This is a genomic window from Sorangium sp. So ce448, from assembly GCF_051520915.1.
In the GTDB taxonomy this organism is placed as follows: Bacteria; Myxococcota_A; Polyangia; order Polyangiales; family Polyangiaceae; genus Sorangium; species Sorangium cellulosum_B.
The window spans coordinates 7,509,467-7,522,928 of sequence record NZ_CP150343.1; the positions used below are offsets into that span (position 1 = coordinate 7,509,467).

Below are 13,462 nucleotides of genomic sequence, written 5' to 3' on the forward strand. Positions count from 1 at the left end.
ACCTGAAATATGCGCCGCCCTCGACGAGGCCCGGGGCGCCGGGAGCGGCTCAGGCGGGCGCCTCTGGGCTCTCGCTCCGCCGCGTGAAGATCCCCTTGCTGTACGCCATGAAGAAGCCGAGCCGCATCGCGTTGCGCTCCGTGGGGATACCGGGGCTCGCGCTGATGCACGCCAGCAGGCGACCCTGCTCGCGCACCCGCTCCAGGCGGCGGGCGATGAGCGCTTGCTGGATGCCGCGCTCGCGGAACCGGGGGAGCACCGAGGCGCCGAAGAGCGCCGCGCTCTCGCCGGAGATCTCCACGCTGCCGCCGCCGGCGGGCTCGCCGTTCACGAGCGCCAGGTACGAGTCGCATCCGGGGTGCGCGACCACGCGGCGCGTGATCTCGAAGAGCACCGGCGAGATCGGCGCGTCCTCGGGCCGGAAGCCGCTGGTCGCGATCTCGATGAACACCCGGACCTGCGCCTCGTCGCCCGGATCGATGCGCATGATCTCCAGCTCCCCGGGGCCACCGTACGACGCCAGCGCGCGGAGGTCCTCGTCCGGCGCGAGCTCGCGCGCGAGCACGTTCTCGAACTCGCGCAGCACGAACCCTCGATCGGCGAGGCCGCGCACCAGCGATCCGTGCGCGAAGGGGCAGACCTGTATCTGCGGCTCCGCGCCGCGCGCCGCGTAGAACGCCACGAGGTGATCGAGCTCCTCGCCGGAGACAGGCCCATCGAGCCCGAGCCCGACAGCGAAGTTTCCCCAGGAACCCTCTCCATCAAAGGCCATCCACCCGCCCGCGATGGGCTCCGCGCAGGCGACCACGGCGGCGATGCCGACCGCCAGCCGGCGCTCCTCGATCCGGGCGATCTCGGCGTACGACAGCTTCGGCATGGATTTGCACCTCATTTGCGAGCAGAGCTCGCGTGACACGGTGTCCTCCATCCTAGTCCGATGAGGCCCGGCCTGCGCCGTTTCGTGCAAGCCAGCGCGCTTCCGGTGGAGGCGCCTGAGGGCCTGCCTGCCCGCGCGCGGGGGCAGGCGGCGATCGCGCCGCCCCCGCGGAGCGGGCGGGCGGAGCCTCTGACGTCGCGCTCTCTCGCGCGCACACACGCGCCGTCACGCGCCTCCGCCGCCCCGCGATCTCCGCTCGCGCGCTCGCGGGCGTTGCGATTATGCTGCGCCGCCATGAGCAGGATCTTCCGTTCACTCCCCCCGGCGGGCACCCACCTCGGCATCGCGTTCTCGGGCGGCCTCGACACGCGCTGCGCGGTGGCGTGGCTCTCGCGCAACGGGCTCAAGGTGCACGCGTACACCGCCGATCTGGCGCAGCCGGACGAGGACTCCCCCGGCGACATCCCGCCGATCGCCCTGCAGCACGGCGCGGTCTCCGCCAAGCTGGTGGACTGTCGCGAGGCGCTCGTCCGCGAGGGCATCCTCGCCATCCAGTGCGGCGCCTTCCACCTCTCGACGGGCGGCAAGAAGTACTTCAACACCACGCCGCTCGGCCGCGCGGTGACCACGACCGCGATCGTCCGCGCGATGCGCGACGACGACGTCCACGTCTTCGGCGACGGCAGCACGCACAAGGGCAACGACATCCAGCGGTTCTACCGTTATGGCATCTTCGTCGACCCCTCGCTCAAGATCTACAAGCCCTGGCTCGACCCGAGGTTCGTGGGAGAGCTCGGCGGGCGCAAGGAGATGAGCGAGTACCTCGAGCGCGCCGGGCTGCCCTACCGCATGGGGACGGAGAAGGCGTACAGCACCGACGCCAACGTGCTCGGCGCGACGCACGAGGCGAAGGACCTCGAGCACCTGAACACCGGGATCAAGATCGTCCAGCCCATCATGGGCGTCGCCTCCTTCCGGCCGGAGGTCGCCATCGAGGCCGAGACGGTGACCCTCGGGTTCGAGCGCGGCGTCCCGACGACGATCAACGGCAAGCGCTTCGGCTCCCTGTTCGAGCTGTTCGTCGAGTGCAACCGGATCGGCGGGCGCCACGGGCTCGGCATGAGCGACCAGATCGAGAACCGGGTGATCGACGCGAAGAGCCGCGGCATCTACGAGGCGCCGGGCATGGCGCTGCTCCACGCCGTCTACGAGCGGCTCCTGTCCGCCATTCACAACGAGAACACCCTCGACGTGTACTTCACCCAGGGCAGGCGCCTCGGGCGTCTGCTCTACGAGGGCAAGTGGTACGACCCCGAGGCCATGATGCTGAAGGACGCGCTCTCGCGCTGGATCGCCCCCGGCGTGACCGGCGAGGTGACGCTCGAGCTGCGCCGCGGCGACGATTACAACATCCTGAACACGCGCGCCGACTACATGGCCTATGCGCCGCACAAGCTCTCGATGGAGAAGGTCGAGGAGGCCTATTTCACCCCCGAGGACCGCATCGGCGCGCTCGAGCTCCAGAACCTCTCGGTGACGGACAACCGCCAGTTCCTGATCCACCTCATCGAGAGCACGCAGGCCCTCGGCCCGGGCGGCGCCCCCGCCATCGGCGAGCTGCTCGGCGGCGACAAGCCGAAGGAATGAGCCGGGGGCGGCGCCGCTGAGGCTGAGCGGAGGCCGCGCGCCGGCTCCGCTCCCGGCGCGCCGGACGAGGTTGCGCCCGGCACCTCCCTGGGTCACGAGGAAGGTGCGAACGCCGGCCCGCCCGAGCGGTGCCGGCCCAGGGAGGTGGTCATGAAGGCGCTCATCATCCAGGCACTCGCCGCGGGCCTCGCGGTCCTCGTCGGAACGAAGATCCTGCCCGGCGTGCGGATCCGAAAGACCCAGACGGCGCTCGTCGTCGCCGCCGTGTTCACCGTCCTCAACCTGCTGCTCGGCTGGCTCGTGAAGTTCCTGGTCGCGGTGGCGCTCCTGCCCGCCGCCGTCCTCACGCTGGGCCTGGCGTATCTCTTCTTCGGCCTCGTCGTGAACTCGGTGCTGCTCTACGCCACCGACAAGCTGATCGACGATTTCGAGATCCGGGGGCTAGGGCCGCTCTTCGGCACGGCGGCCCTCATCTCGTTCGCAGGATGGCTGTTGCCGCGCATCTTGTGAGCCTTCGCAGCCCTCGCCCGGGCGGCGTCTACCAGCGCTGGTGAACCTGAGGCCGGAGCCGCCGGTCGTAGATCGCGCGGATCTTCGCCATCGTCTCCTGCGGCACGGGCGGCAGGTCCGCCGCGCTCGCGTTCTCGTCCACCTGCTCGGGCCGCTTCGCGCCGGGGATCACGCACGTCACCGCGTCCTGCATCAGGATCCAGCGCATCGTCCACGCGCCCATGCTCACGCCGGCGGGCACGAGCGGGCGGAGCTCCTCGACGACCTCGAGGCCCAGGTCGTAGTCGACGCCCGAGAACGTCTCGCCCTTGTCGAACGCGGCGCCCTCGCGGTTGAAATTGCGGTGATCGTCGGCCGCGAACCGGGTCGCCGCGCTCATCTTTCCGGTGAGCAGCCCCGAGGAGAGCGGCAGTCGCGCCAGGACCCCGACCTGCCGGCGCTTCGCCTCGGGGAAGAAGAGCTCGGCCGGGCGCTGCCGGAGGACGTTGTAGATGATCTGCACCGACTGCACGCCGGGGTACTCGATGGCCTTGAGCGCCTCTTCCACCCGCTCTACGCTGACGCCGTAAAACCGGATCTTGCCCGCCTTCACGAGCCTATCGAGGGCGTCGAACACCTCGGGCCGATAGTAGACGTCCGTCGGCGGGCAGTGCAGCTGGAGGAGGTCGAGCGCGTCCGTCTCGAGGTTCTTCAGGCTGCGCTCGACGAAGGCCGTGAGGTTCCCCTCATCGTAGCTTGCCGCCGTGTGCGGGCTCAGGCGCCGGCCCGCCTTCGTCGCGACGACGATCTCCTCGCGCCGCTCGCGCCTGAGCCGCGCGAGCAGCCGCTCGCTCCGGCCGTCCCCGTACGCGTCCGCGGTGTCGAAGAAATTCACGCCTCGATCGACGGCCCGGTGCAACGCCGCGAGCGACTCCTTGTCGTCGACGTCGCCCCAGGTGCCCCCGATCGCCCAGGCCCCGAAGCTCACCGAGGAGACGCGGAAACCCGTCCTGCCAAGAGGTCGATACTCCATGGCGGCGCATACAACCAGATTTCCCCCGCCACGGCGAGCGTGGCGGCGCTCAGGCGGGCTCGGCCCCGCGGCGGCGGTGCGCGCGCTTGCTGCGCTCGACGAGCGCGACGAGCTCCTCGCGCGTGACCCCGAGCCGCGCCGCCGTCCGGTGCGCGAGCGAGGTCCGGGCGACCCCGTCGACGAACTGGTATGTCGGCCACTGCTGCGCGTCGAGCTCGACCTGCAGGAACACGAGCCGATCGACCGGCCGCTCCCGCTCGAGCCGCGCCGCGAGCTCGAGGAAATGCGTCGTGATGAAGGCCTGAGGGCGGAGCTCCGAGAGGAGCGAGATCACGAGCTGGAAGATCTCCTCTCCTTCCGACGGGTTCGTGCCCGAGCAGAGCTCGTCGAGCACCACCATGTCGCCGACCTGCATCGCCTCGAACAGCGACCTGATGCGGAGCAGCTCCATCCCGAGGCGGCCCTCGCTCTGATCGGCCTGCGCCTGCTCGATCAGCGACACGAAGAGCCCGTGGCACGGCGAGAGGCGCGCCTCCGCGGCCGGCACGAAGAAGCCCGCCTGCCCCATCATCTGGGCCAGCGAGAGCGCCTCGAGCAGCCGGGTCTTCCCCCCCGAGTTCGGCCCGGTCACGATGACGGTCGCGTCGTGGTGATCGGTCGCGATGTCGCACGGGACCGTGCTCACGGAGCTCGCCAGGAGCAGCGGGTTGAACAGCCCCTTGAGCTGGCGGCCGGGGCTCCCGCCGCGCGCGCCGTGCGCGCCGTCGGAGGCGCCCGGCGAGACGAGCTCGGGCAGACAGACGGAGAGCCCGACCGCGCGTGCGCGGTCGCGGAGCGCGAGGCCGGCGAGGTAGAACTCGAGATCTCCGAGCAGCTGGACGAGCGCGACGAGATCGTCCTCGATGCCATCGAACACGCTGTTGACGTGGCGGGTGAGCAGCTCGTCGTCGCTGAACCGGTACCCCCTCCACAGCATCACGAGCTTCGTGACCAGGCGCCCGAGCGGCGACTGATAGAAGCGGTTCTCGCTGTTCTCGCGGATCGACAGGGCGCGCAGATCGCGGACGTGGCCGTCGGAGCCGACGCGGATCCGGACATCCAGCGTCGCGATCTCCTCGTCGTACGCGAGCAGATCCGCGAGGCGGCGGTACGCCTCGCCCTCGCGCACGGCCGCGCCGAACGCCGAGAGCCGCGACAGGCCCGAGCGAGCGCCCGCGAACCCACCGGCGAGCGCGTCGAACGCGTCCTTGGCGGCGGCGAGGATGTCCAGCCGGCGCCGGCTGCCTTCGCCGCGAGAGATGGGGATCGTCTCGATCTGGCCCACCCAGCGGCGCAGCGCCGCGTAGGCGCGCTCGAGATCGCGGCGCTGCGCCTCCGACCCGGTGAGCTCCCGGAAGATCGCGCGCCGGAGCTCGACGGTGTCGCGATCGCTCGGCGGCTGGGAGAGGGCGCGGCCCAGCAGCGCTGGGCTCGGGATGTACGTGCGGCCTTCGCTCGTGAAATGGAGGCAGCCCACGATGAGCTCGCGCAGGAAGACGTGCTGCGCGAAGCGGGCTGGATCCCATGTCGACGCGGGCAGCGACGCCGACTCGACGTGCCGATCGAACGCCCCCGCGGGCGCGCCGCCCGCGAACGCGAACGCCAGCGACTCCTTGACCGCCCGCGCGTCGATCCGGAGCGCCGGCCGGTGCGAGAGGAGATCGGGCGCGGAGCGCTGTCCGGGCGGGGCGTCAGGCAGGACGGGTTCCGGCGGCGCCGCGCTCACGACCTCGAGCCTACTACGATGCGTCGGGCCGGAGCGCTCGTCCGGTGTCCGGTGCCGCCGCTGCGCGGTGGCCAGGGAGGGTCTCGGCATGACCCCGTCGACACGCGCGGCGCGCCGTTGTTCCCGGGCGGCCGGGAACGACCGAGTTCCTGGCACGACGTCTGCCTCGGTGTGTCCCCGGAGATGCACCATGAGCTATCGCTGCACGATGAGCAGAATACGCTGGTTCTGCGGCCCAACCGTCCTCGCGCTGGCGCTCGCCGGCACGGCCTGCAGGAGCGAGAGCGAGAGAGCTGAAGGAGCGGTCCGCGAGCCAGGGGACCAGACGACCAGGAGAGGCGAACCGCCTCCGGGCCCGAAGCAGGCGCCCGGCAAAGACCTGCGCGAGCAGGCCGGGCGCGTGGGCGAAAAGGCGGAGCAGCTCGCCCAGGAGGGCAAGGAGCTCGGCAAGGAGGCGCGAGAGCAGGCCGGGCGCGCGGGTGACAAGGCAGAGCAGCTCGCCCGGGAGGGTCAGCAGCTCGGCCAGGAGACGCGCGAGAAGGCCGAGCAGCTCGCCGAGCGCGGGCGCCAGGCGGGCCACGATGTCGGCAACCAGATGAACAGGGTCGGCGAGCAGACCGGTGCGCTCAAGGACAACCACGGCGCGCGCCCGCAGTCGGCGCCGCCTGCCGCTCCCAGGGACAAGGCCGCGCCGCAGCCCCCGCAACAGGGCCAGGCTGAGGGAGCCAAGAAGCAGGAGGGGAATGCCGCCGCGATGGAGCGCGACGAGTGGACGAAGGCAGCGAAGGACAACGACTATCAGGTCACCTTCGGCCGCGACGGCTCGGTCATCGCCACGAAGGAGGCCAAGCGGACCGGCGCGCGCCCGTCCGACGAGACGCTCCGCAACGCGGTCGGCGGCAAGCTCGCGGACAGCGATCACGACGCGGTGAAGAAGCTGCACGTCACGGTGCGCGACGGCGTGGTCACGCTGCAGGGCACCGTCGCCAGCGTGAAGGAGGCGACCGAGGCGGTGAAGGAGGCCATGGACGCCGACGGCGTCACCAAGGTGATCTCCTACATCCGTCACGGCTCATGAGGCCATGAGCTCGTCGTCCTACCCGTGATCTCAGGGTGCATCCGCCCGCCGGCAGGCGGATGCCCCCCAGATCATCCGGTCTCCCCCCTCTTCACCCTCCAAAGCCGCAGCAGAGCGGCGGTCACCCGCACAGGAGACGGGCCCAGATCGGCGTTTTCGGCGCGGAAGCGCACTCCCGTGCGCTGAGCACCGAAAACGCCGAGGTGGGCCCGTATCCGAAGCGGGTGACCGCCGCTCTAGTGGGTGAAGTCTTTGGGGCGGAGCTTGACGGAGCGCTCCACGGCCTCCGCGGGTGAGAGCGCCAGCATGAGCGTCTCATCGAAGCAGTCGGACCTCGACACGACAACGACCTGCGTGCCCACGGGCAGCTCGGTCTTGAGCGGCGTCTTGCCGAGCGTCTTTCCCTTCCAGCTCACGGTCGCGTCGGGCGGATCGCTCGAGATCGTCACGCTCGCCCTGGGGCCCTCCTCGGGCTTCTTCTCGACGGTCTCCCCGGCCTCGGCGACGAGTGAAGCGACCACGGCCGCGGGAGCATCGGGGGCGGGCGCGCGCTGGTTCGCGACGTGAACCGCGCCGCCGACCAGCGCGACCAGCGCGGTCAGGGCGGACGCGCCGATCAGGTAGCCCCGCTTCGAGGCCGACACGGGCCCCGACGTGGTCGCTCGCAGGCTCACCGAGTCGCTCACGGGGGTCCTGGGCCGCTCGACGCCCGACGCCCGCTCGAGGCCCGACACGCGCTCGACGCCCGACCGGCTGGACTCCCCGACATAGGGGAGCCTGCTGCCCGAGCCGGAGCTCGATGGAACCATCGCGATGCCGATGCCGCTCATCGTCACCTGGCTGGAGGCGTCGCTCAGCAGCGACGCGCTGGCCACCCGCTCGATCTGCGCCTTGATCTGCTGGCGTATGGAGGCCCGGCTCTCGGCGAAGATCCCCCGCATGCAGGCGCCGAGGAACTCGCTGCGGACGTCCTCGCCCGACCACTGAAGGTAGTTCTCGAGCACATCGCACATCTCCTGCGCCGTCGCGAAGCGCTTCGATGGCTCGCGATCAAGGGCCTTCGCGGCGATCTGATCGAGCGCGATGGGGATCCCCGGAACGACGGTGGAGAGGCGCGGTATTTTCCCCAGCAGGAGCTGGTGCATCACGGTGATCTGATCGCCCTCGAACAGCCGCCGCCCGGCGAGGAGCTCCCAGAGCACGACGCCGACCGCGAAGATGTCTGCCCGGCGATCCACCGTCTTGCCCGCCGTGACCTGCTCGGGCGCCATATACGTCAGCTTGCCCTTGAAGGTCCCGCTCTCGGTGCTGGAGGCGTTGACGACGGCCTTGGCCACGCCGAAATCCACGAGCTTCACCGCGCCCTCGTACGTGATGAAGATGTTGTGCGGCGAGACATCGCGATGCACGATGCCGAGCGGCCGACCGTCGAAATCGCAGAGCTCATGCGCGTAATGGAGCCCGCGCAGCACCTCGGCCACGATCCGGATCCACGTGCCACGGACGAGCCCGCCCGTGCCGGACTCCCGCTCGACAGCCGCCTTCATGACGCGCTTCAGCGGCTGGCCCTCCAGGTACTCCATCAGAATGAAGTAGCCGTCCCGATCGCTACCGACCTCGTAGGTCTGGACGACATTCGGGTGGTTCATGCGAGCGGAGAGCTTGGCCTCGTCCATGAACATGAGGACCTGGCGATCCTCCTCGTCCCCGGAGCTGCGGAGACGCTTGACGACGACCAGCTTGTTCACCGAGGCGGGCCCGTGAGCCATCGCGAGGAAGACGTCCGCCATCCCGCCGCGGCCGAGCTTCGCGATGGGACGATACCGGCCGAGCCCAAGCTGGGTCGGTGTGTCTCTCAAGATCGACGCTCCGTGTTCTCCGATCACACTCACCTCAGTGTGCAAAATCCAATAATTGCGCGTCCGAGTCAATGCGAAGAGTTTGCGTCCTCGCCATCAAGGAAAACATCCTCCAATGAAGTGAATGGCCTACAACCGTACGAGCAAGAGCGGCAAGAGACGACATCCGAACACACGCGCACACGCAGTCGCGCGTATTCACGCGTATTCACGCGTATTCACGCGTATTCACGCGCATTCACACACTCGCGAACACCGCACCCCCGCACGTAGGTCCCGCGCTGCGCTTTGCCTGCTGCGCGTTACCTGCTCCGCATGAGGTGCTGCGTGCGCAATTCGTCGCTGGCCGGGGAGGGGCCGTGCCGCCGAGCCCTGAGGTGACTCCCTTCCCGGTAGCGCCCGCGCAAGGTCACCAGGTCGATCGCATTACAAACACGGGGTCTGCTGCGGGCGTTGATGGAAACGTAACAAGGGATACGCCACGTGCAATCCGTCGCGACACGATCGCACGAAATTTCTGCAGCGTTCCGCGCCGGACGCAAAACGCCGCGCGTTACCGCGCCAGCTCGATGACGATGACGATGACGATGACGATGACGAGGAGGACGGGACGCCTGCGAGCGAGGCGCCGCCGCTCAGCCGCTCAGAGCTTCCAGAGCGCGCAGCCCCAGTGGACGCCGGTCCCGAGCGCGAGCACCATGGCGAGTTGCCCTTTCTTCACCCTTCCGGCGCGCATCTCCTCGTCGATGAGGATGGGCACGGTGGCGCCGCTCGTGTTGCCGAATCGCTCGATGTTGCTCGGAAGCTTCTCGACGGGCACGCCGAGGTCCTTGCGAATGTGCTCGTTGATCCGGCCGTTCGCCTGGTGCGCGAGGAACACGTCGATCTGCTCGATCGCGAGGCCCTGAGAGGCGCAGAGCTCCCGCGCGGTCGCCGGGAGCTTGGTCACCGCGAACTTGAAGAGCTCGCGGCCATCCATGCGGGGGATATGCAGGTCCTCGTCGAACGACGTCGGCTTCCAGTACGGGCGCGAGCGGAAGCCGCCGCCTGGCACGAAGAGGAGCTCGGCGAAGCGTCCATCCGAGCAGATCTTGTTGGCGCGCAGGCCCGCGTCGCGATCGGTCGCGCGGAGGACGAGCGCGCCCGACCCGTCCCCGAACAGGACGGCGAGGTTCCGGTGGCGGTCGGCGTGCGCCCGCGCCTCCGGCGTCGCGGATCGGCCATTCTTCGGGTCGAGCGCTCCCCAGTCCTCCCAGGGCATGAAGCCGGCGTGCGCCTCCGCGCCCACGAACAGGATGGTCTTGGCGGCCCCGGTCTGGATCAGCCCGTCGATCGTCTGGAGGCCGAACAGCATCGCGGCACACTGCTGCCGGATGTCGAGCGCGGGGACGCCTGGAATGCCCAGCTTCGCGCCGAGCAGCGCCCCGGAGCCGGGGAAAATATAGTCCGGCGTCATCGTGGCAAAGAGGATATAATCGATCTCCGACGGCGCGATGCGCGCCGACGCGATCGCGCGCTTCGCCGCTTCGCACGCGAGATCGCTCACCCCCACGCCGTCCGGCGCGTAATGGCGCTGGCGGATACCGGAGCGCTGGTAGATCCACTCGTCGGAGGTCGTGATCACCCGCGCGAGGTCGTCGTTGGTGACAGGTTCTCCGGGCACGTAGTGGCCCGTCCCGATGATCTCAAATCCAATCTTTGTCACAGAAGTGCCTTACCCGAACCGCAGGCGCGCGGCGACCGGGAACCGCACACCCGCACACGACCGCGCCCGGCCGCCTCGCGCCGCAGCGCGGCGGCCGGTGCTCGCGCTCATGAGATCGCCGGGACGTTGCACCCTGCTTGACGGAGACGCGCCGCCTCGATAGGCTCCCAGCCGCGCTGGCGGCGTTGTACCCGCTCCCCTCTTCGGCGGCCGCCGGGCGCCGCGATCATCGTCGGCGCGCGGCCCAGCTGCAAATGGGGCAGCCGCTCATGTCGTGGCGCAGCGCCGGGCAGTGCTCGCGGCCGAAGTAGATGAGCTGCAGGTGGAGCTTGTTCCACTGTTCGGGTGGGAACGTACGCTTCAGGTCGCGCTCCGTCTCGACGACGTCCTTTCCGGACGACAGCCCCCAGCGGAACGCGAGCCGGTGAATGTGGGTATCGACCGGGAAGGCGGGGTGGCCGAAGGCCTGTGCCATGACCACCGAGGCCGTCTTGTGACCCACCCCCGGCAGAGCCTCGAGGGCCTCGAACGAGGCGGGGACGACGCCGCCGTGCTCGGTCGCGATCCGCTCGCTCAGCGCCTTCAGGTGCCGCGCCTTGGTGGGCGCGAAACCGATCCTCCGGATGAGCTGGGCGATCTCCTCGGTGGGCACTGCCGCCATGGCCGCGGGCGTCCGGGCGCGCGCGAGGAGCGCCGGCATCACCGCGTTGACCATCTTGTCCGTCGTCTGGGCGCTGAGCATCACCGCGACGAGCAGCGAATAGGGATCGTCGTGGGCCAGCGGAATGGGCGGGGCCGGGTACAATCGGTCGAGGATCTCGGCGATCCTCGCGGCTTTCTCGGCGCGCTTCACGGAGGCCAGGGCAGCCCGTAGAACGAGAGCAGATCGCCGAGCTCCTCATCGGAGAGGACCTCGCGGGAGAACGGCGGCATCTGCCCGCCATAGCCGACGAACCCGCCGTGCCGGACCTTCTCGATGAAGACAAGCCGCCGGTCGGCCTCCGTGTACTCGCCGAGCGGGTGCTCCTTCAGCGTCTGGTCGGGCAGCGCCGGCGCCCGCGCCACGAGCCGGCCTTCCCCCGAATGGGCGCGCCCATGACAGGAGGCGCAGGCGCGCTCGTGGATGCGCCCGCCCGCGGCCGCGTCGCCGGCCGGGATCTGGCTCAGCTCGTACACCGGCGTGAAGGGGACGGCCTCGGCCGCGCCTCCATCGCTGGGCAGCGACTCCAGGTAGGCATAGACGGCCTGCGCGGCGTCGTCGTCCGCGGTCCAGGGCAGGTCCTTCGTCATGAAGTAATAGAGGCAATGGTTGATCGCGCCGAGGAGCTCGACCTCCTGCCCGCCCCAGTAATACGGGCGCTCGACGGCGCCGGCCAGCGGGGCGCCCGGGAGCATGGCGTCGCCCGCGTCGCCGGCGACAGCTTCATGGCAGGTCGAACAGGAATAGCGATTGAAGCGCGTCTCCGCGATCGACGGGTCCCGGAAGAGCGCCGCGCCGTGGTCGACGGCCGTCGCGTCGACGACCTTCGTCTCCGGATCCCCCGGACAGCCGCACAGGAGCGCCGCGCACGCGAGCGCGGCCGCAAGGCTGCAGGGCGCCCTCACGGCGCCTCCGGCGCGACGCGCACGAGCCCGTCGGGATAGAGGCCCACCTCCGTGTCGCTGAGCGTCTCCAGCGTCTCCGGATCGAGCCGGAGCACCCTGCCGGGCGTCGCGCTCCGATCGCCCTCGCAGACGAGGAAGAGCCCGTGCGCCTCGTCGAGCTGCGCGAGGTGCGGCCGCATGCATTCATCGGCGATATTCCGTGTGACTGCGCCGTCGTCGTCCGGGGTCACGCCGATCCGCACGATGGTGTCGGGCACCTGGGTCGGCACATAGATGGCGCTCCCATCGGGGGTCCACGCGGGGAAGTAGGGCGCGCCGATCGTGAGGATCTTCCGGGAATCGTCGAACGTCTCCGACGCGACATCGAAGAAGCGCACGTCCCGGCTCTCCGTGCTGCTCACGGCGATGGTCTTCCCGTCGGGCGACATGACGGCCGCGTAGGGTCCGTACTTGTTGGAATGGGGCGACGGGCTCAAGGTAGGCCCCACGGGCACGCGCTTCACCTCGGCGGAAGGGTCCGTCAGGTCGACGATCGCGAGCACGTCCTCGCCGTAGCAAGCGACGTAGGCGCGGGCGCCGTCCGGGCGCGAGAGGGCGACTCCGTGGGCGGCCATGCAGACCGGGATGAACACCGGATCGGGCGACCCCGAGAGCAGGACCTTCTCGGGATCGATCACCGCGAGGGACGAGCGCGCCGCCTCGACGTCGTCGCGGTTGTCGAGCGCGCGTTTCAGATCGAAATGAGAGACGACCACGCGCTTGCCGTCCTCCGAGATCACGATATCACCCGGGTTGGCCTCGACGCGCACCTGCCCGAGGATGCGCAGATCGTCGAGCGCGAGCTTCTGGACGTAGCCCGCCACCACGCTCCCGCCGTGCACCGCGTGGGGGCCGATCGCGCCGGCGACGTCAGGGTACGACAGCGCGACGTAGACGGCGCCGCCTTCGGCGTCCACGGCCACATGGTGAGGCCCGTCGATCGTCACGGGATCGCGGCCCACGGGGTGGACGCCGAACCGCTCCCCGGTCGCGAGCGAGACAAGAGAGATCGTATCGGAGAGGCTATCGCTCACCAGGCCCATCCCGCCCTCCGGAATCGTGATCTCCGGGAGCCGGTCCGGATACGCGTCGCCCTCGTAGGCGCTGTAGCGGTATTCGATGATGGGCTCGGGATCGCTGCAGCTCACCAGCATGGCCGCCGCGAGCGCGCAACCCAGGAATCGGGAAATGACCATAGATGACCTCGAGACGAGCGCCTCTGGCTCGGACGCGCCGCATCCTAGCAGCCGCCGGCGCGCCGGCCGCGGCTCCGCCCTACCATGGCTCGGCTCGCTCGTGCGCCTCGACGTGACGCTCCGCCGACGTCCGCCGCCGCGCAGCGCGACGTGGGACGTACTACGCGCG

The 13,462-nt window shown here is 69.9% G+C and carries 11 protein-coding genes; 3 read left to right on the plus strand and 8 right to left on the minus strand.

Features of this window, described 5'->3' with window-relative positions; genetic code table 11:
* Positions 1–49: 49 nt before the first annotated feature.
* The gene (locus WMF45_RS28400; RefSeq protein ID WP_437707739.1) at positions 50–877 is read right to left on the minus strand and encodes a GNAT family N-acetyltransferase; all 828 of its coding nucleotides are present in this window, start codon (positions 875–877) and stop codon (positions 50–52) included.
* 294 nt (positions 878–1,171) lie between these two features.
* On the opposite strand from WMF45_RS28400, the gene argG reads away from it, so the two are divergent.
* Entirely contained in the window at positions 1,172–2,524 is a 1,353-nt protein-coding gene (gene argG / locus WMF45_RS28405) for an argininosuccinate synthase (RefSeq protein ID WP_437707741.1), read from the plus strand.
* Between the two features lie 150 nt (positions 2,525–2,674).
* Positions 2,675–3,034: a phage holin family protein gene (locus tag WMF45_RS28410; RefSeq protein WP_437520919.1), complete on the plus strand. Its 360-nt coding sequence runs from the start codon at positions 2,675–2,677 to the stop codon at positions 3,032–3,034.
* Between the two features lie 28 nt (positions 3,035–3,062).
* On the opposite strand, the gene WMF45_RS28415 is transcribed toward WMF45_RS28410, so the two are convergent.
* Positions 3,063–4,046 (minus strand): aldo/keto reductase, encoded by a 984-nt coding sequence (locus tag WMF45_RS28415; RefSeq protein ID WP_437707743.1) that lies wholly within the window; start codon positions 4,044–4,046, stop codon positions 3,063–3,065.
* Between the two features lie 49 nt (positions 4,047–4,095).
* Positions 4,096–5,811: a MutS-related protein gene (locus WMF45_RS28420; RefSeq protein ID WP_437707745.1), complete on the minus strand. Its 1,716-nt coding sequence runs from the start codon at positions 5,809–5,811 to the stop codon at positions 4,096–4,098.
* Between the two features lie 208 nt (positions 5,812–6,019).
* On the opposite strand from WMF45_RS28420, the gene WMF45_RS28425 reads away from it, so the two are divergent.
* Complete coding sequence (locus WMF45_RS28425) at positions 6,020–6,889, plus strand: BON domain-containing protein (protein ID WP_437707747.1); 870 nt, start codon at positions 6,020–6,022, stop codon at positions 6,887–6,889.
* 236 nt (positions 6,890–7,125) lie between these two features.
* Here WMF45_RS28425 and WMF45_RS28430 read toward each other — a convergent pair whose 3' ends face one another.
* The 5 genes from WMF45_RS28430 to WMF45_RS28450 all read right to left on the minus strand — a co-directional run bounded on the left by WMF45_RS28430 (position 7,126) and on the right by WMF45_RS28450 (position 13,293).
* The gene (locus WMF45_RS28430) at positions 7,126–8,748 is read right to left on the minus strand and encodes a protein kinase domain-containing protein (protein ID WP_437707748.1); all 1,623 of its coding nucleotides are present in this window, start codon (positions 8,746–8,748) and stop codon (positions 7,126–7,128) included.
* 643 nt (positions 8,749–9,391) lie between these two features.
* Complete coding sequence (locus WMF45_RS28435; protein WP_437707750.1) at positions 9,392–10,453, minus strand: 3-oxoacyl-ACP synthase III family protein; 1,062 nt, start codon at positions 10,451–10,453, stop codon at positions 9,392–9,394.
* A gap of 226 nt (positions 10,454–10,679) precedes the next feature.
* The gene (locus WMF45_RS28440; RefSeq protein ID WP_437707752.1) at positions 10,680–11,306 is read right to left on the minus strand and encodes an endonuclease III domain-containing protein; all 627 of its coding nucleotides are present in this window, start codon (positions 11,304–11,306) and stop codon (positions 10,680–10,682) included.
* Positions 11,303–12,058: a c-type cytochrome gene (locus WMF45_RS28445; RefSeq protein WP_437707754.1), complete on the minus strand. Its 756-nt coding sequence runs from the start codon at positions 12,056–12,058 to the stop codon at positions 11,303–11,305. The genes WMF45_RS28440 and WMF45_RS28445 overlap by 4 nt, the downstream gene beginning before the upstream one ends.
* Positions 12,055–13,293 (minus strand): YncE family protein, encoded by a 1,239-nt coding sequence (locus WMF45_RS28450; RefSeq protein WP_437707756.1) that lies wholly within the window; start codon positions 13,291–13,293, stop codon positions 12,055–12,057. The genes WMF45_RS28445 and WMF45_RS28450 overlap by 4 nt, the downstream gene beginning before the upstream one ends.
* Positions 13,294–13,462: the final 169 nt, after the last annotated feature.